This is a genomic window from Nostoc sp. DSM 114167 (assembly GCF_052692655.1).
Map to the genome: position 1 here is coordinate 1,614,686 of NZ_CP195116.1, position 26,421 is coordinate 1,641,106.

Here is a 26,421-nt window from a genome sequence, read left to right on the forward strand (position 1 = left end):
ACTCCTAACTCCTAACTCTTAACTCCTCACTCAGCACTCAGCACTCTCAAATGGCTCGTACCCCTACATTAAATTTTGATCGTGGCACATTAATTTTGCATCCACCACCACGCGGTAAAGGTTGGATGGACTATGCTACGTGGGATGATAGAGTTGAAAAATTCCGCATCCCAGCAATTAGATACCGATCGCTAGTGGAAGCACTACAAGCGGAAGATGTGAATTTTATCGATGAGGCCAAGCAATTTTATCCTGTAGATTTGGTTCCTACTCTGGAAATGGAACCCTATTCCCACCAGACTGAGGCGCTAGCAGCTTGGAAACTAGCGGGTAGGCAAGGGGTGGTTGTGCTTCCCACGGCGGCGGGAAAGACTTATTTGGCGCAAATGGCGATGCAGTCAACGCCACGCACGACGCTGATTGTAGTACCAACTTTGGATTTGATGCATCAGTGGTATGCACATTTAGTAGCGGCTTTCCCCGATGCTGAGGTGGGATTGCTGGGGGGTGGTTCGCGGGATCGAACAGCTATCTTAGTTGCAACTTATGATAGCGCCGCAATTCACGCTGAGACGTTGGGAAATCAATATGGATTGATTGTTTTTGATGAATGTCATCATTTACCAACAGATTTTAATCGAGTAATTGCAGAATATGCGATCGCACCTTATCGCCTGGGACTCTCCGCGACACCGGAACGTACTGATGGCAAGCACGCTGACTTAAATATCCTCATTGGTCAAGAAGTATATCGCAAACGCGCTGAAGATTTGGCAGGAAAGGCGTTAGCAGAGCATGAAATTGTCCAAATTAAGGTAAAGTTATCGCAACTTGAACGGGAAAGATACAACCAGTTAATTCAAACTCGCAACGACTTTTTGAAGCAATCAAAGATTTCTTTGGGAAGTTTGCAAGGTTGGCAAATGTTCGTGCAAATGAGTGCGCGATCGCAATCTGGACGTAGGGCAATGTTAGCGCATCGAGAAGCGAAAGAGATTGCTTTGGGTACTGATGGAAAGTTGCGAATTCTGATTAATTTATTAGCAGAACATTATCCATCACGAATTTTGATTTTTACTGCGGATAATGCGACGGTTTACCGCATTTCTCAAGAGTTGCTGATTCCGGCAATTACTCATCAAACTCCTGTGAAAGAACGGCATGAGATATTAACCAAGTTTCGAGAGGGTAAATATAATACTTTGGTTGCTTCTCATGTGTTAAATGAAGGTGTTGATGTCCCGGCGGCAACTGTTGCAATTATTTTATCGGGGACTGGTTCGGCTAGGGAGTATACTCAACGGTTGGGTAGAGTTTTACGGAAGGGAAATATTGAGAATAAACAGGCGATTTTGTATGAGGTGGTGGCGGAGGATACGAGTGAGGAGGGGACTTCGGCTAGGAGAAGAGGACAAGGAGACAAGGAGACAAGGGGACAAGGGGAGAAAAAAGGGAATTTGCAGGTTGTCTATGGGAGTGGGAAGGAACGGAGTTTGAAGGCGGCGGAACAGTTAGAAATTAATTATTCAGTCCAAAATCCAAAATCTAAAATCCAAAATTCAGATGTTACCGACAGACTTACTGATGCATCGCCAAAACGGGGAGGAGATCGTTCCGAAGAGACTGAAGATTGATCGAGCAACTTCAGATTTGGCGATTGAGTTAATTAATTATTTTCAATCAGCAGTGGGGAAGACTCAAGGTGTGCTTGAGCGACAATTGACTGATTTTGAAGGAGATTCTACAGATTATCGGGTGAAGCGGGGGTTAGCTTATATTCTCAAAAGCAGTTTTTGCACTTTTGAGGTAGTTAGTCCGTTGGAACCACAGATGTTAAGAGAACGGGTATTTTCCTTGGCAGCAAAGTCTGTTTATAGTCGAGAATCAACCCAAGTTACTTTGAGTAAAATTGCTGATGAGTTAACTCAAGAACTTGAGCGGGAAGTTTTGTTAGAACAGGTTCGGAATGGATTATATGCTGATTTATCTGAAAATAAAATTTTGACTGTGTTTGATGCACCAACAGCGCCAGATTTATTAAATAGATATAACTTATCTCAGGTGCAAGGTGTGTTTTATAAGGCCAGTCAACTGGTGTTAAATGCTCACCGGAATGTTCCGGGAGAATATAAGTTGTTATTTCGCTATTTAAAGTTGTTTCAATTAATGGCTTATATTGAAGGTGATGCTGACCACGGGTTTACAATTACCATTGACGGGCCGACGAGTTTGTTTAATCCTAGTACGCGATATGGGTTAGCGATCGCTAAACTTATTCCGGCTTTACTTCACGTTACTAAATGGAGTCTTTCTTCGATTCTGCAAACCCGTGACGCTTATACAAATACCTGGAAAACTGGACGTTTTACTCTTAATTCTGAATGTGGTTTAGTATCTCACTATCCACCAGGTAAGCCCTACGATAGTATGTTAGAAGCATCTTTTGCTGATAAATGGGATGCATTGAAAAGTGGTTGGGCTTTAGAGCGAGAAGTTGATTTAATACCAATTCCTGGTAGTGTGATGATTCCTGATTTTCGCTTGGTACATTCTGATGGACGTACTTTTTTATTAGAAATTGTTGGTTATTGGCGACCAGAATATTTACAAAAGAAGTTTTCTCAGGTGCGGCGGGCTGGGCGTGATGATTTAATTTTGGCAATTTCTGAGCGACTTAATTTAGAGAAAGCGGGAGTAAAATTAAATGATGTCCCCGCCAGAATTGTTTGGTTTAAAGATAAGTTATTGCCAAAAGCTGTGTTAGCTGTGATGGATTGAACAAGGAAAAATGACTGGGAAAATCATAACTAATTTATGTGGAGATGATATTATTTTTTAAACCCAAAATGTAACTTTTACTGATTGATTTGGCAATAAACGCGGATCTTCTCCACGAGATATAGCTGCGATAATTGACTCGACAAATATATGAATTGTATCCGCAGGTGTATTATAAAATTGTGTCCCGTATTTAGCGATCGCTTGCCCCTGAATACCTAAAATTTCCACGTCTTGACGGATAATATGTTGAGCAGTCCACCGCACAAAGGGACGCGCTAACTTATTCCAGATACCGTAGTTATAGGTGACATCTGTGTAAACCAGGGTTGAATTATCGGTTTCTGGAATAGATTGACTGGTAATGAATAAATGGCGATTGCGTGCCATTTTATACTCTACAGAGGTAATATTTGGCATATAAAAGCGATCGCTATGTTTAATCTCTGCATTCTGCAAATTCAGAAAACGGCTGTACCATCCCAAGTTACTATTTTCGTTGCGATACTCCACCAAAACCGAACCATTGCAGCGTTCTACAGTCATCTCTAACTTTTGTTGGCGAGAAGTACGGAAAACCCCAGGATGAACAAAAGCCGTATGGGGAATATCAATAAAGTTCTCTGCACAATTAGTAACATTGTTCGCAAAACGGTTAATTACCCGCACCGTTTCCCATCCTGTTTGTTGGTAGTGAGGCATAGAAAAGGGTTCAAGATCGACGCTTGGGGCATCAGCTAACCGCACATAAACATAGCCATCTTGTTCTTTGGTAGCGTAACACTTGGCTCGACGCTGTGGGGAAGGTTTGAAATCATCTCCCTCGGCTGGAACTGCAATAACATTTCCAGCACCGTCATATACCCAACCATGATAGGGACATTGCAAAGCACCATCACAGATTTTACCTGTAGATAGACGGCTATTGCGGTGTAAACAGCGATCGCGCAAAGCTACAGGTTGTCCATCTTCACCGCGAAATATCGCTAACCATTCTCCTAAAATGCTACGTGATAATACCTTGTTAGGTTGTAGTTGGTTGCTGAGTGCGACAATATACCAAAAGTCTGCAAATTGCATAGTGGGTGAGAGCGATCGTATTTAAATTATGGCAACCTCAGAAGCTAATATTGGTGTATTGCGCTAAGAAGCCGTTAAGATATTGCTGAATATAAAGTGCTAGATATTGAGCTATAACTTACATAAAGTCTTCACTATCATGAACATAACTGAGTATCTTAAATTTATAAAACCTTACGATAGAGCATTACGCCAACTTCGACTAGAGCTTGATTTCTTTCTAGAGGAAGTAAAAGGTGTGAACGTTTACTCTGTTCAAAGTCGTTTGAAAACTTATGAAAGTGCCTTAGAAAAGTCTCGTAAATTGAAAAATTTAAACATCTCTGATATGCAGGATATTGCTGGCATACGAATTGTTCTTGCAACTTTTGAAGAAGTTGATGTCCTTGCCAGATTTTTATCACGCAAAGCAGATTCTAATGACTTAATAATCGAGCTAGATGAAGCTATTCAAAAAAGTAATGGATATAGAGCGAGACATATAGTAGTTAAATTTCAGGGTCATTACTCACGTTCGGTATATCCTACACGCATTGAAATCCAGCTACAAACGATATTACAACATGCATATAATTTTATTTCTCGTGCTTGGGTATACAAGAGCGAACACACTTTTCCAAAAGATTGGCATCAAAGTTTTCGGGAAATTTCTCAGACACTTGCCCAATTAGACACAAGCATATCCAAACTATAGGAACAAGTATTAGCAATTTCTGCCTCTGATGGTGATAACGATCCATTAACACCATTTTCTTACCAAAGAATTGTTGCAAATATCCTCAGTGAGGATATGGATCTAGATGATTCAGTAGATAGCGCTCGGATGCTTATCGATATAGGATGTGATACAAACGGCAAATTAAAGTTATTCTTAAGTAACCCTGAGATTCTGGAACTACGGAATCGTTTTCTCAATTTGAAGTCTAAACAAATGCAAGGATTTTCTGTATTAGTTTCTAATCTGCCTTTACATAGTTTTTATTTAATGTTTGGTACTCGTTTAGAAGGATTTAAAGAGATGTTGGATAAACTTGAATCAAGCTTTGAACCTAAAGAATTAAAACTTGAAGAAACCGATATATCCTCTTATGCTAGTTGAGCTAATTTGTGTGGATATGTAGAAAATATCACATTTTCCAAAAACAAACAAGTGCGCTCGCCAGTTTAATAACATACATATTGGCAAATTGTTGCACCACAAGCAAGAACCATTCAAGTAAAATATTACGATTTGGCAGCCCAAAGCAGGGAAATATCGTATTTATTGAACATTAAATCGGCACTGACAAGCATCATTTCTTCTATCTGAGCCTGTGCAATCAACATTCTGTCAAAAGGATCTCGATGATGCAACGGTAAAGCAGCCGCTTGTAAAGCGTGAGACGCTGTAATTTCCAGCGATCGCATTCCTAACTGTGCGATCCGACTAGAAATATAACTGTCTAAAGGATCTGGGAGTGGCAACTTGCCGATAGCAACTTTTATACCTATTTCCCAAATACTGGCAACTGATAACCATAATTCATTGTTTTCATCAGCAATGTGGGCGATCGCCTCCTCATTCAAACGCTCTGGTTGGGCAAACCACCATAACCAGCACTGCGTATCTAGCAAAAGTTTCACTCCTCACCGCCGTCAAATGCTACCAACATCTCATCCGGTAAAGGAGCATTAAAGTCCTCTGGCACTACAAAACGCCCTTTATCCTGTCCTAAACTATCGCGGCGATTTGATGAGGCGCGAAACGGAACCAATTTGGCAACAGGAATGCCTCTGTCAGAAATAATGATTTCTTCTCCATGCTCTACCCGCAACAAAAGCTGTGAGAGATTCGTTTCAGCTTGATGGATATTTACAGTTTCCACGATTTTATTCAACTAAGTCTTTAAACTAAGTTTAACTAAATTTATCTTTACATTCTACGAATTTCAATATTACCTGTAACATTAATCTGACAAGCTAACCGCGCATGAGGATTATTAGGTGCTAAAGTCTCTAACATTTCCTGTTCATCAAGTTGGGGAGGAGGAATATTACCAATAATTTCAATCAAACAAGTGCCACAAATACCAGTCCGACAACCAAACAAAACAGGTGAATTCTGAATTGTGAGATGTTCAGATAAATTTTGATGACATTCCAAAATTATAGGAACAAAATCACTTTCTGGAAACGATATCTGACAGAAATCAGTCATAACACACAACAATATTACCTAAACAACACTCTCCAATTCCCCTCTACGCCTCTGCGTCTCTGCGTGAGATAAAAATAAATCCTCTTTATATTCAAAACCTTGAAATGCCTTTTTTTGAGTTGCCAAATATCGAGAAACTGAGTTAGTCGCCATCAGTGACATATCCCGATTACGTTGCCAAAGATAATCAAGCTTTTCAACATACACCTGATAAGATTTCATCGCCTCTTGATGAGTTGAAAAACTGCGCTGTAATCCTTCCGATTCTTCTGTAAAACAACGGCGCATCATTTCTTTAGCATCCATATCACTCATCTCAAAAATTAGCGATCGCAACACCCGATAAATCTTACTATACAGCGCCGGATCATACCAAAAAATCCCGTTTATTGCAGCCGAAAAATGAAAATGATCGCGCTGACATCCCAGCAATCCTAAATTAGCAACGAGTCGCTCAAAAGCAGTCGGTGGCTTCAGGCAAGTGACAACATCGTGAGATATAATTGTCGAACTATTGAAATGAAAACTTTCATCCATGAAGTGATAATAGGAGACTTTAGCCGGAATAGGAGCCGCTTCAGGATGGGGATGTTTTTGATAATAATTGCTGAGTTTGTGCTGCACTAACTTGCCGTTTAGTGTCCGCACTCCCCGGACTGTGAAATACTGACAAGCCAAAAAAGTATTATTCGCAGAAATTAGCCCAAAGTATTGAAGTTGAATTTTTTTCCACCAAGTTTTTAGAGCATTGGTGTCAGCATAAACCATCGTTTCTGTAAAGGGGCCGCGCATGGGGTAGGTAAAGATAAGTTCCCCAAATAACGTTTGTTCAACCTGTTTGGCAATTGTGCGGAAAGCGTTAATGTGCGATCGCTCTTGGGCAGATTCCAAATCTAATGTATCGCAGATTAAGCGGAAATCTTCTTGTGCGTAAAGTCCGGCTGCACTGGTTTGATTGAAAAAGATCGTGGCAATTTCAGCAGAAACAATTTGTGAGTAATAAGCTACCCAGTAAAGTTGGTTCAAAATTATACGCTGATGTTGGCTCGACTGTTCCCATAAAGGTGTACCGTATAATAGGGAAAACTCTTCTGGATTCCAATACTCGTTTTGACAATCTTCATAGCGAAAATTGGTGACAGCTTCATCCATTAAAGCAGTATGGTCTTGCTGTTTATTGCGAGTGTGGTTAATTTGTAATTTGCGATGAATAGTTTTTTCCATATCCGTTTTAATTTAACGCAGAGATAAGATTGATCTTGATTACACACATAGATAGGCGGGGAAAGGTTGAAAGGCTCCGCGTTCTTCCAAAATTTGCAGAATAGACTGGGCTGATTTTATCCCCATGAGCGATCGCAATATTTGTAATCGCGTTCCACTATGGGTTTGAGTATCTAGTTCTTCTAGAACTTGGATTTTTTGCGATCGCGTCAGATGTCCTTTAACTTGTTCGATTGCTGTTAGTACACTTTGCGGCCCCACCTGTACCATAAACAAAAACTGTACCAATACATCAAGAATTGTTGTTTGACTGAATGCTGAAACAGTAATTTGATTAAACAAGGTGGTTCCCGTGGCGTGATGACGGGATTCAGATTGTAAAAAACTAGAAAAAAGTTCTGCTAAAACTGGATAGCGGCATTCCTTTGCTAAACGCCGATAATGACTTAAACCCCATCCTTCTAAAACGATTTGCAGCACAAACAATAAAACTGTTTTATCTGCACTTTCAACCACTTCTGATAGTAAGTGCAAAAACGGATCGTCCGTATTAGTTACTTCCATTGCTGGTAAAAAATGGCTAATTTGATGAAGGTGGGTAGCTTCATCAGCCGTAAACAATCCATAAAGCATTCGTTCTTCAACTGTTTCTGCTAACAGTACCATTTTTGCCATGTAGCCAACGCCTGCTTTCTCTATGAAATATGATTCTTCTAACAGACTACGGTTGGCAAGTCCCAGAATAGCAGATTGTTCAGTAATATTAGACTCTTGAAAAATTTTGACTTGATGTAAGTTAAAAAAATCAGCATCCCAATAATTTAATTGTGGATAATTATTATAATTATTCTGATTAGATAAAGCTGCTGTTAATATCCGTCGCAAACGATTATCAGAATCTGTATGTGGTAGATCGAGACCGACAATGTTATATTTTAAATCCATTTTTTTCCTGTTCAATTGGGGTTTGAATATTTGGATAATTAACAGTTTCCCAATTTCCCCAGCTTAAGGCTTTTTGATGATTAACGTGCTGAATAAATTCCAGAATAGATCGATCTGCTTTAGTAGGAGTCTTTAAATCAAACTGAATTGTTTGAAATACCTGTGTATCCCCTTTTGCAAAGTAATTACCAACTTGCTGAGTTAACCATAACAAACCACGATTTAAAACCCATCCCCAAAATCCCGGACGCTTGGGAGTAACAAGAATTGTTTGCCCTTCAGTTTTACCACCTTCAATCATTCGCAGTGTAAATATAATGTAGAAGTGCAGAAAATCTGGCCCTAGCGTCACAGTGCCAGTACTGCCATACCAGTAACACATACTATAAGTAACTTCGTTGCGATATAGAGGACGAATCAGGCGAATTAACCAGGAATCATCCCCTCCCCGTGTAGTGTTGCTGAAGGTAATAGCATTGGGGTTGAGGTTTTGAGAATAAAATATAATCTCTAAAGGTAAATTGTGTACTGTATTGAAATGGTGAGCATCAATCGCATTAATTAGTAAGACATTGGGATGGCAGTTTTTGACAAATCGAGTCCCCAATATATGATCGCAATCTGTTTGTTCTAGTTCTGGTACAAAAGGCAGCGAACTTGGCTTTTCTTCTCCCACCCAAACCCAAATCATGCCGTACTTTTCTGCTGTATGCCAAGTTTTAATACACACAGGTAGCGGTTTTCCGAGAGAAGGAACATCTACACAAATTCCGCGACTATCATACTTCCAATTATGAAAAAAGCAGCGAATTCCATCACCTTCTACCTTACCTTCTGCTAAATGAGCGCCCATGTGTGGACAATAAGCATCTATAGCTACTACCTGACCACTAACTCCCCGATAAATTGCCAGATTTCTACCTAGCAAAGTTATAGCTTTTACCTGGCCAAGCTTTAATTTTTTTGATGGTAATGTCCAGTACCATCCCTCTATAAATTGTGTTGGATTATTAAAGTTTAAATGTGGGTTGCTAGATGGCATAAAAATTAAATAAGAACACAATCTTGCACAAATTGTAACGATGATTCTGACTTCCACATCCGTTGTCCAGAACGAGTGAGATTGTCATAATTAATTTCAGTTAAACAAACTAATTCATCGCCTAACCGATAGCCAAGATTCTTTTCCTCGAAAAACTGGATATGAGGATTAGTTTGTCGTCCTGATGGAATTTCAATCAACCCTTCCCGTAAAATTTGGGGATGTGGAAACCGGACAATACCAGTTGCTTCTTGATATAAGTTACCATAATATTCCTGTGCCAAATTATCCATTAGATGCTTAACATCAGTAGGTGTTGTGACATCATAACGCGGATAGAAATCTTGCCAAAAAGTAGGGAGAAAACGATAAGTGCGAAAACCAGAGCAGATTAGTAGCCAGTAAAGTTTATTTTCTGCATAATTTTGACGAAGAAAATTGATGGCGGCAATCCAACTACGTGGTAGTGTTGTACTCGACCAAGCACTAGGATCAACAATAGTGTCGCCAGAATACACCACACTAATTTTTTCTCCCAAAAAAGTCTTTTGGGATAACAGCAAAGTTGAAAATCCTTTGAGTGCGTTGGATGTTTCATCTCTCAACAACAAAACCCAGTTTTTGCGCTCTAGATCAATTTCAAAACCATCCCAGGTTATACCTTGAAAGTGATTTTGCAGCAAAGCATACATGGCGGTGCGATCGCTTTGTTGCAAATTTTCAACAGGAATCAGCAAACTCTTCATTGCGCGGAAATTACCTAAACTCGATTTGTATTATATTTAATTAAAACTTTATCGACCATTATGGTAAATTTACGGTGCAATGTGACAGATTCCAGAATGGTTATCTACATTACAATTCTGTATTTACATCTTGCACCTTTTAAATCAGAGTTGATGTAAATCACGCACTCTACAAAATAATTAAGATGTATTAAGATTGAGAAACAAAACGCAACATTACCAAAGCTTTTGTTGGTTACGCGATCGCTAACCCAATCTACTATTCTATACTTCTATTTTTTGACCATCGAGACGGTTCTAGCTGATTCACATACTTCATATATTCAGCTAATGGCCGATCGATACTAAGGAGTAAATTCGGATTAAAGCGAATATTATCGTAAATTTTGCCATCTTCATCTCTAAGCATATAATAAGCCAAGCGAGTACAGAATAGCAAAAACTGACTAAGCAGATACCCTAGAATACCTTGACGTTTTTCCGTTACATAAATCGGTTGAATTATAGTTATTCCAGGTGCAATTGGAGTATAAGCATATATCATATACAGTGGCGGAAAAAGGCTAACATCTTTCATCATTGTTAACAAACCAATGCAACCATGAGCATAACGCATTGAATATTGATATGTAGAACCCAGAAATCTTTGACCTAACTTTTCTCTCCAAGTAGTTTGAGGGAATTGCCCCCGCATTGTAAAGTCTATTTGTGTGCCTAATTCGTTGCGATATAGCGACAAATCCATTTTGATGTCTAGATGATGAATTGTTTTTAAATGTTGAGCATCAATCCCATTCATCATACAAATATGATGATGGCAACCTCTGGTAAATGCAATATCAGCTTGTGCAACAATTTCTTTTCCCTTCAATTCATCAAAATCAGCCACTCCCTCTGGTGCTTTAGCATCTGGATAAATCCAGATAAATCCATACTTTTCCTCTGTTGCATAAGCTTGCAATTTAGCTTGAGCAGGAATTTCTGATTGACAGGGAATATTTTGACAAATTCCTGTTTCATCAAATGCCCAATGATGAAATGTACAACGAATCCAATTACCATCAACCTTCCCAATTCCTAAATCTGTTCCCAAATGAGGACAATAAGCATCTAAAGCCCGTACTTGCCCATCTTCACCTCTAAAAATGACAATTTTATGACCGCATACTTCTACAGATTTTGCTGTTTTTTTAGGGATTTCATGACTAGCACAGGCAATATACCAACCCTTAGCAATTACATCCCAATTATTGAATACTTGCATAATTGTTTGATAAATAATTATTTAATATTTCTTGTCGTTGGCGAATATCATCTCGATATTTACCCGTCAAAATTCTAAATAACATTTTACCTAAACAATAAGAAGCTCGCCAAGAAAATACAGCATCTTGTAAATCAATATGGCTGCGCTCAAATAAAAAATGTCCAGTTAATCCCAATAATTGAGTTAACGGTAAGCCTAAGAGCAACCAAAAGTTTTGCAACTTCCAAGTATAAAAAAGTAAATTGTAGAAAAATAATATTCCTAAAACGTGTAAAATAATATTAATTGGGTGTTGATGTTTAAGAATAAAAATATCCCAATAGTCTGTAAAAGGATGATCCAAAATTTGATTATTAATCTTATTTTTCAAACTTTGTTGAGGATTATAATTCATATCAAAACCTTAGCAACTTTCACCTCGCTACATCATAAATTTTACTCAGAGATAGTATGAGCTTGTAGCTTTATAAACAATGGAGCGAGACTACTGTCTTCATCGGCATATACGGCATCTAACTGTTGAGTAATTTGATCCGGTTTATGCGATCGCAAGTATTCTTGAAGTGCTACAGCATAAAGCTGACTACGGGATAACCCCATGCGTTTTGCAAATTCTTCAGCAGCCTCAAAGAGAGGATCGGGGATGGAAATAGCTGTTTTCATAAATTGGTATAACCATAGTTATACCCTCATGCTACCGATTTTTTGTAATGACGACAATGGTTGAACAGCGATAAATTTTATACCTTAATAGTCACTATCAGCGACACAAATACCTTTACATTTAATACCGTTTGTAGCAGTGCGCTGACAATGAGGACATAGAACTTTTTCGTTTTCTGTTTCTTGATTTATCTCTATACTAGTGCTTGCCTGTAGCTTGTCTTTTTCGGTCTGGAGCTTTTCACTCATAAAAATTGAGGGATTTTTTGCTGTTTAAATTTTACAAGTTATTGAGAAGTGATTATCTGTGAGGCACAATTGCTGAATAAAGCGATCGCTCCACCCACCGTAGGTATCACTCTCATAAAAATGGTGCGTTATGTTTCGTTAACGTAGCGTACAGGAAAAGCGATCGCACTCAACTACCTGGCTGTAACCAACCCTTGATAGCCGCTTTGACAACTTTAAGATACTTATTCTCTAAGATCAACTCGTCAATTGCTGTTTCACCACTTGCTTGCAGCGCACCAGCGACACGACGCTTGAAACTTGGAGTAGTTTCATCGTTAACATAAGCCACTTTTTCTAGCTCAGTTGCAGTCGGATTCGTTTGTTCTAACTGGTTCAAGAGTTGCTGAATCTCCTTGGCTGCTTCCGCAAGAGTCTTCTTCGGTTCGGATAAATGGATATGCTGATTTGCTTGCTGTCGTGCGTTACCCGAAACTTGGTTTGCAAAATTGCCCACGTTTGCTCCACGAAGGTCATTTTTGAAGGATTCTGAGCTTGATTGACTTTCTGATGAAGAATTTTGCATTTGTGACTGCTCTATATTATTAATAATCTGAATTAAACCACTATAATCTTGTTTAGCAGCAGTCTGTTTCTCTTCTTGAGAAAAAACCATTCCTTCGCCTGTAATTCCATCTTCTTGTAGCTTTAAAGCCCATTCAAGAATAACATCTCTAACAGACTCCACAATCCTTTTTACGCTTGCGTTGCTGATGCTAACTTTTACCGAAGTATCTACAAGAGAAGCCAAAAATGATTCTACTGTGGGCGGCAGTTGGAAGTCTAATTTCTTATCTGTATCATTAGTCAAAGTAGATAGTTCACTAATTGATTGCCTAATAGAGCAATTGCAAACGTATTCAAAAAAATCTAAAATGTTCTGGTTATCTGTGGCTATTTGTTGCCACCCATAATAGGGATTCAATGCTCTTAGTTGACCTCTCACAGAGCGATATTTAGGTATTGGATGCCCGTTATAGCCATTAAGTTCCAACTCGATCCATTCTTGAAATTGCCTGATGTTTAGCTTCCTAGCCACCACATAAGCCTTACGGAGAAGACTGAGGACAGAAATAGAGGGGTCGAGCGCATCTCTTTGTAGTTCTAGGACTATTGAATTCACAAGTATTTCACCTTATCTCAAACATTGGGATCGAGTAAAACTATATCCGTTTAGTGCGAAGAGTGCGATCGCTGTAGGCATCGCTCTACAGATAAAATTCCCTTTCATAGTATATTATATCGATATATCAGATATGATATAAATACAGTATGGGAGATCAAAGTAAACCTTTAGTTTGGTTACATGGTGAAGTTAAAACCCCACCTTTCACTCAAGAAGCACGCATAGAAGCGGGTGTTCTGCTCAGACAATTACAGGAAGGTGAATCCATTGGGTTGCCACATTCACGCCCTATGCCAAGTATAGGAATTCACTGTCATGAATTACGTATTAGAGATACAGATAAAAACTGGAGAATCATTTATCGAATTGATGACGATGCAATCTTGATTGTTGAAGTCTTTAATAAAACAACGAGAACAACATCCAAAAAGATAATTGAGGTTTGCAAAAAGCGTCTGAGCAAATACGATACCGATCAACAGGAGTAATGTGATGGATCAAGCGAAGAGAGAACGTTTGGAATCTAAAGGCTGGAAAATTGGCACAGTTTCAGATTTTTTAGAGTTAACGCCCGAAGAAAATATCTTAGTTGAAATTAAGCTAGCTCTCAGCCAAAACTTGAAGGAGCGCCGGCAAAAACTGATGACTCAAAGTGAACTCGCGGCTAAGATTAGTTCCAGCCAACCTCGGATTGCTAAAGCTGAAAATGGTGATGCTTCAGTATCAATTGAATTGTTGATCCGGGCAATGTTAGCAACAGGTGCAACTCCTCAAGATATTGGACAGGTGATTGCTGGTGTGGGGTAAAAGCAATTCAATGCTAAACTCTCAAACTTGTCTTTACGCCTCTGTGTAAGAGGATGTTTGAAAAGTCATAGTTGATATATCAAATATTTTTTTACCCCACCCTAACCCTCCCCTTATAAAGGGGAGGGAACTAAATTTTCCGGTTTCCCCCCTTGTAAAGGAGGGATTAAGGGGGGTAGTAATTCAATTAAAATCACGGCTAACCACTTTTCAAACAACCTCTAAGATAATTCAACAAGGAAACAAAACCGTTCCCAACTTTTCATGCCCCAAGCGATCGCTCACTTCACCCTTACAAACAACCCGAACTCCATTAATATAAACCCCTTGCACAATCTCATCTGAGCCGCGCTTAACCATCCGAGGTTCACCATCTAAAACTGGATCTGATATCTGCACTTGCGGACTAATTGGCTGATTTAAAGCATTGGGATCGAGTAAAACTATATCTGCTTTTGCACCAACTTTCAGAACTCCCGTATCAAGACGAAACCAACCAGCAGGTTCTCCGGTAACGCGGCAAATCGCAGCTTCCGGTGAAAGAAATTTCGTTGCAACTGCTTGTTTGAGCAAAGACAAAGCTCCATCATAGTAGCCCAGGTTACGCACGTGAGCGCCAGCATCGGTAAAACCAGGCAAAATATGCGGATGCTTCATCATCGCTAAACGGGGTTTTAAGCGATCGTTCGCTCCCGTCGCTACCCAGCGTAAATCTGTATCGTATTTTTGTAATGCGTGGATAAATAAATCCACTGGTTCTTGTTGCTTTTGACGAGCAATTTGGGCAAAACTTAACCCTTGCCAACTTGCTTCGGGACAGTGAATAACTTCCATTAAATCTAACTGACGATGGAATGATTTACGCCATTTACTGAGCCATTCTTGGCGAAACTGACGACGAAAAATTTCTGATGCCCATAATTGTTGCCTTTCTTCTCGTGATTGACAACCATTGAGTTGTGCGCCTGTGGAGAATTCTTCAAATAAGGGAGTCACAGATCCATCAGAGTAAATGGTGAAGGGTTCGGTTAAGGTTTGAAAGCGCACATTACCATTTAGAAGCCGATTCCAAATAAAAAGTAGGGGAGAAAATATTCGCCATAAATTGCGATCGTGTACGGCATCTAAGGCTGAAAGAACTGTTAGCCGCAGTGGTTTTTGTCCAATCCCTGAACCCATCCGCAGAATCTCCACAAAGGAAGCGAGTCGTTGTAAATTGGGTGTGACTTGAAAAACGCGATCGCACCGCCGACACAAATCCGCTAACATTGCATATTCTTTAAATTTCGCGTGTTGAGAGGGAATTGTGCAGCCTTGCCATTCTCCACTCATCCGATGCCAGGGAAACATATCAATAGAAATGCCAATAAAGCCAGCATCTATTGCATCTCTGGCTATGCGCTGCATAAGTTTTAGTTCAAATTTTGTCGGCTGAACAGTTAAGCTGCGTTCTAATCCCATCACATGAGCGCGTAAGGCACTGTGTCCAAACATTGGGGCAACATTGGGGCCGAGGGGTAACTGTTGCAAATGCTGTAAATATTCTGCTGGTGTTTGCCAGGAAACCGACTTTTGTAGCCATTTTGCAATCAGCCGATGGGAAAGTGTCTCTACTCTCTGAAAAATATCAGCCAGGATTTGGGGTTGGGCGATCGCAACAGACAAGCTACAGTTACCAATAACCACGCTGGTAACACCATGACGCACTGATTCGCTCAATCCTGGTGCAATTTCTAACTCTAAATCGTAATGAGTATGAATATCTATAAATCCCGGTGTCACCCATAACCCCGAAGCATCAACCACTTCACGCACTGGAGTAGTTAAGGAGGGTGCGAGGGTGACAATCAGTCCGTTTTGAATGCCGATATCTCTGCGAACAGGTGGAGAGCCTAAGCCATCGAAAATTAACCCGTTTTGAATCAGCAAATCTAACATGATTGTTTGTTTTCCTTTGATGTCGCCTACAGTGGGCGGGTACGCCATCGCACCACAGTATGACGCAAATATTCATTGCTACATCTTATACTACATAATCAGGAACCCCTTCAAGCGATCGCTGAGAGCTTTCATATACATCGAAGCAGGCATTTTTGTAACTAGCAATTTCAGTTATCTATATCTGTCTTATGTAATAAGTTCTATACCTACCCTAAGTAGGGTTATCTATCTGTATTTGTTCGTTAAGTTGTATGAAGTTGAAAGCAAAATACCCTTAACTTAGTTGGAGTTTTTTATGACTTACACAATTGATGAAGCAACAAGACCAGCTTTAGAAACTTTTCAACGCTTTGATGTAGATACTCAGCTAGCCCTACTTTGGTTCGGTTATCTCGATCTTAAAGAGCAGCTACAACCAGCACCTCCTCCAAGCGTTGAACAGCCTGCCAAAGCAGTGTTTGACAAATTCCTGGACTTGTCTAAAGAAGAGCAACTGCAAGCACAACGCGACATTATTAATGGTGCAGCTAACGATATCAGCCAAACCTATAATAGTCTAAGTCCCAATGCCAAATTAGACGTTTGGTTTCTGCTGGCACAAGGAATGGAGGATGGAAGCATAATTCAAGTGCCCTCCGACTATCAACTTCCTGGTGAAACGGATGAATTTGTCGCATCGATCAAAAATCTGGAGTTTGAGCAACGGATTAATTTTATGTTGAGTGTTGTGGAAACGTTCGGTTAGTTAAGTCCAAGAATTTTCAAACTTTCTAGAATTGGGGATAACTGAAAGTAGTAAATTAAGCTAGACCTGGCTGTTTTTACTCTACTTTAATAGACCTTAACTTAGAACTACCGCAGAGATGCTCATCTTTGCGGTAGTCTTGATGAAAGTTAATATCTGTCGGTTGACTCATTTTATAACAGTTTTCAGGTATGTATTTGAACCACATTGATTGTAGGGGCACAAGGTCTTCCGTCCCTAGCGCTTGATTTAGATTTTTCCAACCGCACGATCGCATTATAATCAAGTACACTTCGAGCAATCGCGATCTTTTTAAGCTTTCAACAGATTTATTTTATAAGTATCTAGGCATAATAAATTTCAAGTTTGTAGTAAGGACTTTAGTGCCGATTATCCTTGCTCTGAGCGATAAATCGCTCACTACAAACTAGGAGTTTATTTTATATTTAATTATGTCTACCTACTTAAATCTTTAAAGCAGTAGTTGAAATAAAAATCCCTGTCACAGACAGTTGACAGGGATAGCAGTTTTGAGATAATAGCTTGTCTCTTAGCTAACAAAATCTTTGTGAGCAGCGACAAGCATCTGAGCTTGCCTTAAAACGTTTCCGAATAAATAAAAAGGAATCTGCCAAGCTGCAACGGTAACTTCTTTGACTATATCTTGTACGCTAACTGCGATTAATTCATGCTCTGGCGGCTCTCCCTCAACTGTACCAGACCAAGTAAAAGCTAATAAGAAATCATCGTCTCCAGGCAAGGATGCAATCAAACATTCTTCTGGTGTTGGTTCGCAAATAATTCCATAATCATTTGCAAGTTCTACTAATCTTTGAAATTTGTTTCCGTTTGTCATTTGTTCTTAGGATGTAATTGAATCTCAGTTTTAGAAGAAATCATATTTTTAACTCCAGAACTCAAGTGAGTTGCTATATAGCAGAAATTACGAATTATTAATTATTCGTTGAAAATTATGAGTTATTGGAGTTAGATCGGGCTTAAGTCCAAAATATTACCGCGATCGCTTGATTGTATCAGCAACAATTGTTACTGTTTTAGAAAAAGCTATACTACCTACTTTTTCGGTTTACCCTATTTACATACACCTCCATTTGTTATCATTTCAAGATTGATGCTTTCATCTCACCCTAGTTGACGCAGTGCATTGAGAATTGCGATCGCTTTTGGGGGAACTGCTGTAAACCGAAGCAGAAAAAGATGCTCGTCAACATTAGACTGTTCGATTGCCTTGGCATAGATATCTTCTTCTGTAGCCATTTCTGCCTCAATCAATAACTGGAGTTTGAGATTACTCAAGAGTTCTAAAGAATGTGGCGATCGCAGCTGCGCTCCTTTTTCTGAGAGGCTAATCAATTCACCCATAAATACTGTTCCTACTGCATGTTTTCCCTGCAAAATGGAGTATTTTACAGGTATTTTTTGAGTAAGAACGATCATTTCTTCATCATATTTAGGCAAGAATAAATTATATTTACCACCAATGCCACGAATTTCACAAATTGTCACAGGGTGTTTTATGCCCTTGGGTTCTATTTGTGATTGCCCAGCAATTTGTAGGTCAATATTGGCATCCTTACAGGTATTTTCGGAAATTAAAATTTGTCCTCCCACTGTATAAGATTCAATTCGAGCAGCCAAATTAACATGACTGCCAATAACTGTATATTGAGCGCGTTTTTGAGAACCAACATTTCCCGCTACAGCCTCTCCTGTATTAATCCCAATTCCCATTTCCAGAATTGGGAAATTCATGTGCTGATTTTGTTCATTCACTTGCTGCATTGCTAACTGCATGGCAATCGCACAAGCGATGGCTCGTTGAGAATCATCCTTGCGACTAATTGGCGCACCAAACACCACAAAAATCCCATCACCCATGAACTCATTAATCGTGCCTTTATACTGGTTAATCACATCTGTCATTATTCCCAGATAAAGATTCAAAATCTTTACTACTTCTTCCGGGGGCAATTGTTCGGAAATAGCCGAGAATCCTCTTAAATCAGATACGAGAACTGTAACCTTTCGGCGTTCTCCTCCTAGCTTTAACCCAGATGGAGTTTCTAAGATATTGGCGACGATTTCATCAGTTAGATAGCGGCCGAGGGTTTTTCGCATCTCGGTAGCACTTTGGGCAATATACTGAGTAAGTGCGATCGCAGAACCTCCAAAAGCCAGCAATGAAGGTATAACGGGAATCCACCAACCAGCCAAAAACGCCAGAAAACTACCACCAATTAAACCCCCACCTGCGAATAAAACACTAACAGCCATGAGGATTTTTTGGTTGCTACTGTGGCGTTGCAGCCAACACAAGCTAGCACCAATAATTGACCAGATCAAAATTAATAGCCATTCTAGCGGGTCAGGTAAACACTTAATTAATGGACGGCCTTCCATTGCCGAACTTAAAATTTGACTAATCAAATTAGCATGAATTGTCACACCCGCCATCCGTTCCGGATCGGTCAACACATTACTGCTGTAAGGTGTATAGAATAGATCCTTTAAACTTTCAGCAGTAGCACCAATTAGTACCACCTTGTCTCGCATTAAATCTGGTGGAATGAGATTCTCTTGCACTTGAGTAAGAGAAACTTTAGTAAACTGCTCTATCCGTCCTCGGTAATTCAACAGCACTTGATAGCTTCCAGCATCAGCTCGGACGTAACCTCCATCATTAGGTTCAAAAATTGGGAAAATACCCCGATTTAACTGCAAGTAATTAGAGTTAGTTGCCGATGGCTTGGCAGTAATACCTTCAGGTTTCAAGTACAACAATGCCAGTTTTAACCCAAAACTTTCCAGAATCTCGTCATTATTTAAATTTACGTACAATAATGCTCGCCGAATTTTGCCATCTCCATCTATAGGTAAATCATTCGACCCAACTTGATTAAGTTTCTTCAGTTCTGGAGATGAATCAACCGCCGAACTATCAATAGTATCAGAGACTTTTTGGACTCCAATCAAATTAGGAGTAGACTTAAACACCTTAAGTAAGTCTTGATGACCGGGATTTACAGGTAAATCACGATAAATATCTAAACCAATCGCTCTGGGTTTTTGCTGTTTGATTTTTTCTAACAAACTAGCAAGTTTTCCATCAGGCATAGGCCACTGTCCCTGCTTGCGGACATCTGCCTCATTAATCTCAACTATGACAATGCGGGTATCAGCCGATTCTCTTGGACGAAGAAGAAAAAATTGATCTAGTGCTGCCAATTCCAACAATTGCAGTAATCCAGTCAAGCGTATTGCAATCACCAGGGCTGTAATATTGGGAACAGCAAGTAAAACACCCCACCATTGCCAAATGTGCGGTTTCAGCTTTGTCCACATAATATTTAGTGCTGAGTGCTGAGTGCTGAGTTAGGAGTTAGGAGTTAGGAGTTAGGAGTTAAGAATTTTTCCTCAGCCTAATGCCCTCTGCCCAATGCCTCGTGCCCTTCTTTCGTAAATGTGCAACAATCAATCAATGGTTCGGAAGCGATCGCACTCAAACCTACAGACTTGAAAAATTGTTTCCAATCCAATCTCGCTTTGAAATTATTCGGCTCAGTCCGGCGTAGCTGCACCAAACTAGTCAGCGCTTCATGCCAAATCCCAGCTTCTGCATAGATAGTGGGCAACTTGTACAAATTCGCCTTTGCTAACGCCTCTGACAAAGTTGCTCCTGGTTGAGTGCGTTCCACCCAACCATCTACAGTCGGATTTTCACTATTGTCTTGATTATCACAAATAATTGTTAGATACCAATGATAAGTTTTACCTACAGCGAGTGCAGGGGCACTGTCAGGAAGTTTAAAGCTAATAATTCCCGATTTATTTGGAAGTGTAAAAGAGGTTTCATAAAATACGTTCTGGTCTTCAGTCAAAAGCAAAAACTTGGCTGTTTTGAGTTGAGATGGAGGTATATACCAGAAAAATGTTGGATGTTGAGCAAATGTCAGCCCTAATTTATCTGGAGGTATTAAGGGAGTTATTAGTTGTTTGCCTTTTAGGCAAGAGCTACCACGGGTAGAACCACCAGCACTTGCGGGAAGTTTTCCCCGCTGTGGTGGTTTAAATGTTTGACTAATTTGCCAAGTTTTATTGGCATGGTACGACTGAGCTTGTACCTCTGCTGTTAAAGCAGAAAGCAAATACAAAGGTAAGGAAAAGGGTACAAAATATAAAGATGGTTTCATCCATTTCATATTGATAATGCCTGAGTTCTAGATTAGTCAGGTGAATAAATCAAGTATTCCCAAAAGCAGAGTTAGATTTTTCACTCAATTACAGAACTATTTATTGGGCATTGGGCATTGGGCATTGGGCATGGACAAGAGACAAGGTAGACGAGGAAGAGGAGGAGACAAGGGAGACTTGTTCAATAATTCCCCCTTGTCCCCCTTGTCTTCCTTGTCTCCCCTGCCCCTCTGCCCCCCTGCTCCCCTGCTCCCCTGCTTCCCTACTCAAATATATGGCGATACATCTTCACCACATTTATCTGCTAAATAGGAGAGGGCGCGGAAACGTAAGCCTACCAGTTGCTCATATAAGGGGTTAATTTTACACATCGGTGGAATATGCACAATCTTGCGTCCAAATAGGGTGACATCCCGTTCAAAGGGACACTGGGCGGGAATCATTTTACACAAAAAGCGGGCTACTCTTGGGTCTTGGATATCTAGCCCATCAAGCCAGTCTTGCAGGGGGTGTAGGGCATTGATTTGACGCTTTGTCAGCCCAGTGCTGGCGATAGTGGGGGTAATTTGCTGTGGGTATTCCAGAGTGTGGCGAAGGGCTTCGAGTAACTTCTGTGGCTGTTCCAAAGCTTGACAGAACTGTTGCAGAACCTCATCTTCGCTGGGAGAATAAGTACCATCTGCGATCGCTACCATTATCGCTGTCCTTAAGAAATTTTCTGCTGCTGGTGTCTTTTTACCCAACGCTGCGGCTAATTCCTCTGGCGTAATTACCTCTAGTGAGTCAAATTTAATTTTAGGAGCTAATTCATTTTCGGTGATGCTGGCAATTAATTCCTGTTCTTGGTCGTCAAAATTACCATCAGCCCAAGCAATAGTAAGCAGTCCACGCAACCAAGCGGCAATCTGTTCGCTGCTGTAGGGGGATTGAACGGTACTTGTCATAAACTCTATGTCTCAAGCTTTCCTCAGTCACTACTACGCTACCCTAACCAGTGACTATGAAGATAGTGGAAGCAGCACAGAAAAATAAATCAGAGAAGTTTTCAAATCGCAATAGTCGGTCTTAAGGTAAAATTCATTTGTACGATTATTGAGAATTTTTATACTTAAAGTGAATTCGATTGGAGTATCTCAAATATTTATAAGGTTCAAGACTGTAATTTGCGCCACAGAATGATGGAGTTTTCTAAGTATGCGAACCTGCTAGCTAAATATCGCCGACGCTTTTCTCTAATGAATCGTTTACTGATGTTACTTACTTCTCTATGGAATTGCGATCGCTTGGCATTAGTGAAATTAGGTTAACTCTAAAAAATTAAGGTATATATAATGTTTTTCTTTGGCATTGAACATGAAGTCGCTTTTTTGAACAATGAGGGAAAATTTGCTGATTTCTCCCACACAAAATTTGCTGATTTCAATCAAATTATTGCAAGGCTACCTACATACCCCAGTGACTATCCTCAACTCCGCGTTGGCGATGCGGGTATTAAAATGAAGAGATGGTACATTGAGGGATTTGAAAGATTTGCGGATTCTGATGAAGTCATAGACTGTCATGTTAAAGGTATTGAAATTAGAACAACTATCCATTCTAATATTCTAGGCGCTATTACTGAATTATCAGAAAGTTTTAACTTGCTACGTCAGGTTGCCGCTGACTTTGGCTTATCACCAGTTTTGGTAAGTTTTAATCCCTACAATCCAGCTTTTGAGCCTCAACCCCCATTAAACAATTATGAAATTAAACAGCTAGAAGCTTATCCTGACGAACAAACTGCTAATATTCACATGGTATCTTATGGGCCAGATTTAAATATTTCCGTGGCAGATTTGTCAACTGAAGATGTAATTGATATTGGCAGAAAATTCACTTATTACAGTCCCTATATCGTTCCTTTTAGTTATAGCTCTCCCTTTTATAATGGAGGTTTATGGGATGGACTATCGGTACGAACATTTATCAGAACTGGCAAAAGACCAGCTACTCTGGTTTTTGTTCAAAAAGAAGAACAACTTATTCATAGCATACCTGCCTTAACAAAAATTGCCCGCATTCCGGCGGAAGTGGGACGCATCGAATTTAAGGCTTGTGATAGTTGTGATAATTTTTTAATCTATGCAGCTTTGCTGGTATTATTGAAAGGTTTGGTGTTAGATGAAACCTTACTGGGTAGAGCAACTGCACCCGATGCAGCGTTACACCAACTTTCTGCAAAAGAAGCGTTTGAAAACGAAGATATTTTTGAAAATGCGACAAAAATCTTCCAAGCAGCCGAAGTTGCTTTAGGAGATGACCCAGATGTTCATTATTTAACGCCCTTAAAAGTGCTGCTGGAAAAGCGAAAAACAAGATCCCATGAATTAATAGAAATGTTTCATCACGTAAATTCAATAGAAGAGGTTATAAGGCAGACTTATCAAGTTTAAAAAAAAGATTTATTTTTCTCCTTTTATTTATTAGAAGGGGTTAAGCAGAGTCTTTATATAATTATATAAATTTATCCTTTACAAATGTCCTATAAAGTGCATCTTCCTGCAATTCCTTTAATTTGATAAAGTCCAGCTAACTGAACATAAATAGTATAGCCTTAGCTTGAAAAAACTAGATTAAGTCGATATACCTAGAGACTGATTTTATTCTAACTAAAGATGTAGTAAAATTCATTCTAGAGATTGATGCATACCCTAGCTTTTTCAAAGTAAAAGTGTAAACAGGGAACTGAAATGAAGGATTTCAATTATGAAATCTAATAATTTTGCTAAAGAATTAAGGTGGTATTTGCTTATTATCCCTTACTAATTCGATGCAGAAATACAAAAAATCTCTTCGTCAGGTTCGTTTTTCAAGAACTTCTAAGTTGAAGCGGAGCTTGCCAGTTTTATTATTGCTTAAAATTGCTGAGTAAGTAAAGGTATATGCTTCGCTCTTTCACTAAAAGTTCTGCGTTGTTAAAGCTGTTATGGAGGATTTCAAATGAAGATGATTACTTCTGTTTTATCTTTTTTACGTCCAGTACGTTTTTTAGTAGTGGCCTTTACTTGTGCCCTAGTCTTATTATCTAATGCTTTTCCTGCTTTTGCAATTGGTACCGACCCAAGTAACCCTACTGAAGGTACTACACAACTGCTTGACATTCAGCGCAAAACTGACGAAGCCGCTAAAGAACCACCAGAAGGATTGGAAAAGACTCAAAAGGAGGCTAACGAAGGACTTAATGAGGTTCAGGGAGCCGCTGATATTGATAAGCAGAAGCGTCCTGAAAATTCTCAGGGTGCAAGAACTATCGAAGAAAAAGCAAATAAATTATTTGACAAAATTACAGGTAAATAACAGAGTTAGTATCTTAGTAATTTTTTGGTAGTAATGGGTGATTGCATGAAAGCAGTCACCCATTACTACTTTTTAATGTGGCGATCGCAACTGAAATTAAATATAAAAATATGTTCATCCCTATTAAGGTGTAAGTATAGCTATGGAATGTGATGATTAATTTAAACTCATAATGTTTCCTTTGGTTGATGTGGATTATGTGGAAAATTTGGCAAGTTAATAAATAAGTTTGCTTAGGGATGGAAAATAATGCGTGCGATAAACATTGGTTTGACAGACGAACAGCGTCAAGGTGTAATTAATCTGTTGAATCAGGATTTAGCAGATGCCTATTTACTGCTGGTGAAAACCAAAAAGTATCACTGGGATGTCGTTGGCCCTCAGTTCCGCTCTTTGCACCAGCTTTGGGAAGAACACTACCAAACGCTGACTTTAAATATTGATGCTTTGGCAGAGCGGGTTCGCGCTTTGGGCGGTTATCCAGTTGGTACATTGGAAGGATTTCTCAAGCTTGCTACCCTTAAGGAACATGGTGGTAATGTGCCCACAGCAACAGGGATGGTAGCTAATTTAGTGGACGATCACGAGCAGGTTATTCGTAATTTGAGAGACCATGTAGATCAGGCTGGTGAAAAGTTCCACGATCAAGGAACTGCCGACTTTTTGACTGGACTACTCGAACAGCATGAAGAAATAGCTTGGATGCTGCGTTCATTTATTGAAGGCGAGGCACTAGATGCAGATGGCAGACAGCCAACAGCAGGGACTAAGACTCCCGTAGGTGTATAGCTCATAACATCTGAGTTAGTGAAGGCTGTATGTGAAATCAATTGAGGGAGGATCGATTCCTCCCTCAATTGATGTGAAAGAATTAATCTGCCTGGATCTACTCATTCACCTTGCCAATTTGGGAATTGAAAATTGGTTCATGCGCCAATCCCACTTAACGCCAGTCCGCTCAAGTCGGAATTCCGCCTACGCGGCTGGTTCATTTATGTAGGCTGGGGAATCTGTCTAGTGCAGTGGCTCATCCCGATCGGTGCAATCAATCTAACAATATAAAAATTGATTGGTCATCTTCATTGCAAAAACAAGATAGTACAAGGAGTTTTTAAGTGTCAGAAGTATACAAAGCAGAACGTACTATTTCTGCTGTATTTAAAGAACAGAAGCAAATTGATGATGTGATTCGACGTTTACTAGACAGGGGTGTGCCTAGAGATCATATTTCGGTCATGGGCAGAAATTTCCAGTCGGAAACCAGAATTGCTGGCTTTATTAGTAAAAAAGATGTGATAGTGGGAGGTTTGAGAACAGGAGCAGTTTTTGGTTCTTTGTTTGGTTCCTTTCTCAGCTTGCTTACGGGTGTAGGCTTATTGTTTATTCCCTTTGTCGGCCCAATCGTGTCAGCAGGGCCTATTAGTGCAGTGCTATTGGGGGCTGCTAGTGGAGCGATCGCAGGTAGTGCAGGTGCCGGTCTAGTATCGGTTCTGACTACTTTGGGAATGCCAGAAGATAAAGCAGCTGTCTACCAAACTCGCTTACAAGCTGGCGAATTTTTCGTGATGGCAGAAGTTCCGAGCGATCGCACTGGCGAATTTCAATTGCTGCTCGAAAGTGCTGGTGGCGAAGAAATTAACACGATTGAGAAAACTCTGGCTCGTCCTTGTTCTGGACAGTGTAACAGTCCAGCAGACTTGTCTCCTGAAGTTCGCGCTCATCTTTCTGATGAAGCTCAGAGTACATTCATTGAACGATATAATGCTGTACTCAATGAAAAAAGTGACGAGTTCACAGCCGAACAAGCTGCTTGGGAGACTATTCACCAACAATACGAAGAAGATGAAAATGGTGTCTGGTCTAAAGCTAAGGTCAAAGCCTGAAGAAGGCAGGAGGTAGAAGTCAAAACACTGACTCTTGCTTCTGTTGTGGAACTACTGTGCAAGACTAGATATCAATGATTTATAACAAATAAATTATCCGATATTGTGGGGTGGGTTTTGTGGCTTACCCCACAAAAAGTA

30 protein-coding genes are annotated in these 26,421 nt (G+C 39.8%); 13 read left to right on the forward strand and 17 right to left on the reverse strand.

The genetic code is table 11. The features are described from left to right. Window positions 1-50: 50 nt before the first annotated feature. Both NSTC731_RS06815 and NSTC731_RS06820 read left to right on the forward strand, forming a co-directional pair. A complete protein-coding gene (locus NSTC731_RS06815) occupies window positions 51-1,634 on the forward strand; it encodes a DEAD/DEAH box helicase (RefSeq protein ID WP_445630143.1) in 1,584 nt (527 codons plus the stop codon). Further along, window positions 1,564-2,778 carry a DUF790 family protein gene (locus NSTC731_RS06820; protein WP_445630144.1) on the forward strand — a complete coding sequence of 405 codons (1,215 nt, stop codon included), beginning with the start codon at window positions 1,564-1,566 and terminating at the stop codon, window positions 2,776-2,778. The genes NSTC731_RS06815 and NSTC731_RS06820 overlap by 71 nt, the downstream gene beginning before the upstream one ends. Before the next feature lie 57 nt (window positions 2,779-2,835). Here NSTC731_RS06820 and NSTC731_RS06825 read toward each other — a convergent pair whose 3' ends face one another. After that, on the reverse strand, window positions 2,836-3,858 hold the full coding sequence (locus tag NSTC731_RS06825) for an aromatic ring-hydroxylating dioxygenase subunit alpha (RefSeq protein WP_445630145.1): 1,023 nt from the start codon (window positions 3,856-3,858) through the stop codon (window positions 2,836-2,838). Window positions 3,859-3,997: 139 nt separating this feature from the next. On the opposite strand from NSTC731_RS06825, the gene NSTC731_RS06830 reads away from it, so the two are divergent. Further along, window positions 3,998-4,552: a hypothetical protein gene (locus NSTC731_RS06830; RefSeq protein WP_445630146.1), complete on the forward strand. Its 555-nt coding sequence runs from the start codon at window positions 3,998-4,000 to the stop codon at window positions 4,550-4,552. Window positions 4,553-4,648: 96 nt separating this feature from the next. Then, the gene (locus NSTC731_RS06835) at window positions 4,649-4,957 is read left to right on the forward strand and encodes a hypothetical protein (protein WP_445630147.1); all 309 of its coding nucleotides are present in this window, start codon (window positions 4,649-4,651) and stop codon (window positions 4,955-4,957) included. Between the two features lie 125 nt (window positions 4,958-5,082). Here NSTC731_RS06835 and NSTC731_RS06840 read toward each other — a convergent pair whose 3' ends face one another. The 11 genes from NSTC731_RS06840 to NSTC731_RS06890 all read right to left on the reverse strand — a co-directional run bounded on the left by NSTC731_RS06840 (window position 5,083) and on the right by NSTC731_RS06890 (window position 13,353). Then, on the reverse strand, window positions 5,083-5,481 hold the full coding sequence (locus NSTC731_RS06840; protein WP_445630148.1) for a type II toxin-antitoxin system VapC family toxin: 399 nt from the start codon (window positions 5,479-5,481) through the stop codon (window positions 5,083-5,085). Next, window positions 5,478-5,723, reverse strand: coding sequence for a type II toxin-antitoxin system Phd/YefM family antitoxin (locus NSTC731_RS06845; RefSeq protein WP_445630149.1), 246 nt, complete (start codon window positions 5,721-5,723; stop codon window positions 5,478-5,480). Before NSTC731_RS06845 ends, NSTC731_RS06840 begins: the two co-directional genes overlap by 4 nt. A gap of 47 nt (window positions 5,724-5,770) precedes the next feature. Further along, window positions 5,771-6,055, reverse strand: coding sequence for a 2Fe-2S iron-sulfur cluster binding domain-containing protein (locus NSTC731_RS06850; RefSeq protein WP_445630150.1), 285 nt, complete (start codon window positions 6,053-6,055; stop codon window positions 5,771-5,773). Window positions 6,056-6,073: 18 nt separating this feature from the next. After that, window positions 6,074-7,279: a P-aminobenzoate N-oxygenase AurF gene (locus NSTC731_RS06855; RefSeq protein WP_445630151.1), complete on the reverse strand. Its 1,206-nt coding sequence runs from the start codon at window positions 7,277-7,279 to the stop codon at window positions 6,074-6,076. A 39-nt stretch (window positions 7,280-7,318) separates the two neighbouring features. Continuing rightward, window positions 7,319-8,224 (reverse strand): ferritin-like domain-containing protein, encoded by a 906-nt coding sequence (locus NSTC731_RS06860; RefSeq protein WP_445630152.1) that lies wholly within the window; start codon window positions 8,222-8,224, stop codon window positions 7,319-7,321. Next, window positions 8,208-9,266 carry an aromatic ring-hydroxylating dioxygenase subunit alpha gene (locus tag NSTC731_RS06865; RefSeq protein WP_445630153.1) on the reverse strand — a complete coding sequence of 353 codons (1,059 nt, stop codon included), beginning with the start codon at window positions 9,264-9,266 and terminating at the stop codon, window positions 8,208-8,210. Before NSTC731_RS06865 ends, NSTC731_RS06860 begins: the two co-directional genes overlap by 17 nt. 5 nt (window positions 9,267-9,271) lie before the next feature. Beyond that, entirely contained in the window at window positions 9,272-10,012 is a 741-nt protein-coding gene (locus tag NSTC731_RS06870; protein ID WP_445630154.1) for a hypothetical protein, read from the reverse strand. Between the two features lie 259 nt (window positions 10,013-10,271). After that, entirely contained in the window at window positions 10,272-11,276 is a 1,005-nt protein-coding gene (locus tag NSTC731_RS06875) for a Rieske 2Fe-2S domain-containing protein (protein ID WP_445630155.1), read from the reverse strand. After that, a complete protein-coding gene (locus NSTC731_RS06880; RefSeq protein ID WP_445630156.1) occupies window positions 11,260-11,673 on the reverse strand; it encodes an Mpo1-like protein in 414 nt (137 codons plus the stop codon). The genes NSTC731_RS06875 and NSTC731_RS06880 overlap by 17 nt, the downstream gene beginning before the upstream one ends. A gap of 41 nt (window positions 11,674-11,714) precedes the next feature. Next, complete coding sequence (locus tag NSTC731_RS06885) at window positions 11,715-11,942, reverse strand: ChpI protein (protein WP_445630157.1); 228 nt, start codon at window positions 11,940-11,942, stop codon at window positions 11,715-11,717. A 418-nt stretch (window positions 11,943-12,360) separates the two neighbouring features. Beyond that, complete coding sequence (locus NSTC731_RS06890; RefSeq protein ID WP_445630158.1) at window positions 12,361-13,353, reverse strand: AbiTii domain-containing protein; 993 nt, start codon at window positions 13,351-13,353, stop codon at window positions 12,361-12,363. A gap of 149 nt (window positions 13,354-13,502) precedes the next feature. Here NSTC731_RS06890 and NSTC731_RS06895 point away from each other — a divergent pair, with 149 nt between their 5' ends. Then, complete coding sequence (locus NSTC731_RS06895; RefSeq protein ID WP_445630159.1) at window positions 13,503-13,844, forward strand: type II toxin-antitoxin system RelE/ParE family toxin; 342 nt, start codon at window positions 13,503-13,505, stop codon at window positions 13,842-13,844. A gap of 4 nt (window positions 13,845-13,848) precedes the next feature. Then, a complete protein-coding gene (locus NSTC731_RS06900; protein WP_334716995.1) occupies window positions 13,849-14,163 on the forward strand; it encodes a helix-turn-helix domain-containing protein in 315 nt (104 codons plus the stop codon). A 231-nt stretch (window positions 14,164-14,394) separates the two neighbouring features. Here NSTC731_RS06900 and NSTC731_RS06905 read toward each other — a convergent pair whose 3' ends face one another. Further along, window positions 14,395-16,149 (reverse strand): N-acyl-D-amino-acid deacylase family protein, encoded by a 1,755-nt coding sequence (locus NSTC731_RS06905; RefSeq protein ID WP_445630160.1) that lies wholly within the window; start codon window positions 16,147-16,149, stop codon window positions 14,395-14,397. A gap of 250 nt (window positions 16,150-16,399) precedes the next feature. Between NSTC731_RS06905 and NSTC731_RS06910 the strand changes: the two genes are divergently transcribed. Continuing rightward, entirely contained in the window at window positions 16,400-16,849 is a 450-nt protein-coding gene (locus NSTC731_RS06910) for an orange carotenoid protein N-terminal domain-containing protein (RefSeq protein ID WP_445630161.1), read from the forward strand. Between the two features lie 550 nt (window positions 16,850-17,399). Here the strand turns inward: NSTC731_RS06910 and NSTC731_RS06915 are convergent. The 4 genes from NSTC731_RS06915 to NSTC731_RS06930 form a co-directional block, all read right to left on the reverse strand. Next, a complete protein-coding gene (locus NSTC731_RS06915) occupies window positions 17,400-17,705 on the reverse strand; it encodes a hypothetical protein (RefSeq protein ID WP_322673668.1) in 306 nt (101 codons plus the stop codon). Between the two features lie 287 nt (window positions 17,706-17,992). Further along, complete coding sequence (locus NSTC731_RS06920; RefSeq protein WP_445630162.1) at window positions 17,993-20,212, reverse strand: CHASE2 domain-containing protein; 2,220 nt, start codon at window positions 20,210-20,212, stop codon at window positions 17,993-17,995. Window positions 20,213-20,289: 77 nt separating this feature from the next. Next, window positions 20,290-21,069, reverse strand: a complete 780-nt coding sequence (locus tag NSTC731_RS06925; RefSeq protein ID WP_445630163.1) for a DUF928 domain-containing protein — start codon at window positions 21,067-21,069, stop codon at window positions 20,290-20,292. Between the two features lie 258 nt (window positions 21,070-21,327). Continuing rightward, window positions 21,328-22,005 (reverse strand): Mo-dependent nitrogenase C-terminal domain-containing protein, encoded by a 678-nt coding sequence (locus tag NSTC731_RS06930; RefSeq protein WP_445630164.1) that lies wholly within the window; start codon window positions 22,003-22,005, stop codon window positions 21,328-21,330. Window positions 22,006-22,236: 231 nt separating this feature from the next. Here NSTC731_RS06930 and NSTC731_RS06935 point away from each other — a divergent pair, with 231 nt between their 5' ends. The 6 genes from NSTC731_RS06935 to NSTC731_RS06960 all read left to right on the forward strand — a co-directional run bounded on the left by NSTC731_RS06935 (window position 22,237) and on the right by NSTC731_RS06960 (window position 26,280). After that, a complete protein-coding gene (locus NSTC731_RS06935; protein WP_445630165.1) occupies window positions 22,237-22,368 on the forward strand; it encodes a hypothetical protein in 132 nt (43 codons plus the stop codon). 24 nt (window positions 22,369-22,392) lie between these two features. Continuing rightward, window positions 22,393-23,493 carry a glutamate-cysteine ligase family protein gene (locus NSTC731_RS06940; protein WP_445630166.1) on the forward strand — a complete coding sequence of 367 codons (1,101 nt, stop codon included), beginning with the start codon at window positions 22,393-22,395 and terminating at the stop codon, window positions 23,491-23,493. Window positions 23,494-24,040: 547 nt separating this feature from the next. Further along, window positions 24,041-24,397, forward strand: a complete 357-nt coding sequence (locus NSTC731_RS06945) for a hypothetical protein (protein ID WP_445630167.1) — start codon at window positions 24,041-24,043, stop codon at window positions 24,395-24,397. A gap of 249 nt (window positions 24,398-24,646) precedes the next feature. Next, complete coding sequence (locus tag NSTC731_RS06950) at window positions 24,647-25,186, forward strand: Dps family protein (protein WP_445630168.1); 540 nt, start codon at window positions 24,647-24,649, stop codon at window positions 25,184-25,186. Between the two features lie 31 nt (window positions 25,187-25,217). Further along, window positions 25,218-25,397, forward strand: a complete 180-nt coding sequence (locus NSTC731_RS06955) for a hypothetical protein (protein ID WP_445630169.1) — start codon at window positions 25,218-25,220, stop codon at window positions 25,395-25,397. A gap of 115 nt (window positions 25,398-25,512) precedes the next feature. Continuing rightward, window positions 25,513-26,280, forward strand: coding sequence for a ChaB family protein (locus NSTC731_RS06960; RefSeq protein ID WP_445630170.1), 768 nt, complete (start codon window positions 25,513-25,515; stop codon window positions 26,278-26,280). Window positions 26,281-26,421 lie beyond the last annotated feature (141 nt).

Excerpts from the sequence above, each read along its gene's own strand:
- NSTC731_RS06815 (WP_445630143.1), top strand. The coding sequence starts at position 51 with ATGGCTCGTACCCCTACATTAAATTTTGATCGTGGCACATTAATTTTG.
- NSTC731_RS06820 (WP_445630144.1), top strand. The coding sequence starts at position 1,564 with ATGTTACCGACAGACTTACTGATGCATCGCCAAAACGGGGAGGAGATC.
- NSTC731_RS06825 (WP_445630145.1), bottom strand. The coding sequence starts at position 3,858 with ATGCAATTTGCAGACTTTTGGTATATTGTCGCACTCAGCAACCAACTA.
- NSTC731_RS06830 (WP_445630146.1), top strand. The coding sequence starts at position 3,998 with ATGAACATAACTGAGTATCTTAAATTTATAAAACCTTACGATAGAGCA.
- NSTC731_RS06835 (WP_445630147.1), top strand. The coding sequence starts at position 4,649 with ATGGATCTAGATGATTCAGTAGATAGCGCTCGGATGCTTATCGATATA.
- NSTC731_RS06850 (WP_445630150.1), bottom strand. The coding sequence starts at position 6,055 with ATGACTGATTTCTGTCAGATATCGTTTCCAGAAAGTGATTTTGTTCCT.
- NSTC731_RS06855 (WP_445630151.1), bottom strand. The coding sequence starts at position 7,279 with ATGGAAAAAACTATTCATCGCAAATTACAAATTAACCACACTCGCAAT.
- NSTC731_RS06860 (WP_445630152.1), bottom strand. The coding sequence starts at position 8,224 with ATGGATTTAAAATATAACATTGTCGGTCTCGATCTACCACATACAGAT.
- NSTC731_RS06865 (WP_445630153.1), bottom strand. The coding sequence starts at position 9,266 with ATGCCATCTAGCAACCCACATTTAAACTTTAATAATCCAACACAATTT.
- NSTC731_RS06870 (WP_445630154.1), bottom strand. The coding sequence starts at position 10,012 with ATGAAGAGTTTGCTGATTCCTGTTGAAAATTTGCAACAAAGCGATCGC.
- NSTC731_RS06875 (WP_445630155.1), bottom strand. The coding sequence starts at position 11,276 with ATGCAAGTATTCAATAATTGGGATGTAATTGCTAAGGGTTGGTATATT.
- NSTC731_RS06880 (WP_445630156.1), bottom strand. The coding sequence starts at position 11,673 with ATGAATTATAATCCTCAACAAAGTTTGAAAAATAAGATTAATAATCAA.
- NSTC731_RS06885 (WP_445630157.1), bottom strand. The coding sequence starts at position 11,942 with ATGAAAACAGCTATTTCCATCCCCGATCCTCTCTTTGAGGCTGCTGAA.
- NSTC731_RS06895 (WP_445630159.1), top strand. The coding sequence starts at position 13,503 with ATGGGAGATCAAAGTAAACCTTTAGTTTGGTTACATGGTGAAGTTAAA.
- NSTC731_RS06900 (WP_334716995.1), top strand. The coding sequence starts at position 13,849 with ATGGATCAAGCGAAGAGAGAACGTTTGGAATCTAAAGGCTGGAAAATT.
- NSTC731_RS06905 (WP_445630160.1), bottom strand. The coding sequence starts at position 16,149 with ATGGCGTACCCGCCCACTGTAGGCGACATCAAAGGAAAACAAACAATC.
- NSTC731_RS06910 (WP_445630161.1), top strand. The coding sequence starts at position 16,400 with ATGACTTACACAATTGATGAAGCAACAAGACCAGCTTTAGAAACTTTT.
- NSTC731_RS06915 (WP_322673668.1), bottom strand. The coding sequence starts at position 17,705 with ATGACAAACGGAAACAAATTTCAAAGATTAGTAGAACTTGCAAATGAT.
- NSTC731_RS06920 (WP_445630162.1), bottom strand. The coding sequence starts at position 20,212 with ATGTGGACAAAGCTGAAACCGCACATTTGGCAATGGTGGGGTGTTTTA.
- NSTC731_RS06925 (WP_445630163.1), bottom strand. The coding sequence starts at position 21,069 with ATGAAATGGATGAAACCATCTTTATATTTTGTACCCTTTTCCTTACCT.
- NSTC731_RS06930 (WP_445630164.1), bottom strand. The coding sequence starts at position 22,005 with ATGACAAGTACCGTTCAATCCCCCTACAGCAGCGAACAGATTGCCGCT.
- NSTC731_RS06935 (WP_445630165.1), top strand. The coding sequence starts at position 22,237 with ATGATGGAGTTTTCTAAGTATGCGAACCTGCTAGCTAAATATCGCCGA.
- NSTC731_RS06940 (WP_445630166.1), top strand. The coding sequence starts at position 22,393 with ATGTTTTTCTTTGGCATTGAACATGAAGTCGCTTTTTTGAACAATGAG.
- NSTC731_RS06945 (WP_445630167.1), top strand. The coding sequence starts at position 24,041 with ATGAAGATGATTACTTCTGTTTTATCTTTTTTACGTCCAGTACGTTTT.
- NSTC731_RS06950 (WP_445630168.1), top strand. The coding sequence starts at position 24,647 with ATGCGTGCGATAAACATTGGTTTGACAGACGAACAGCGTCAAGGTGTA.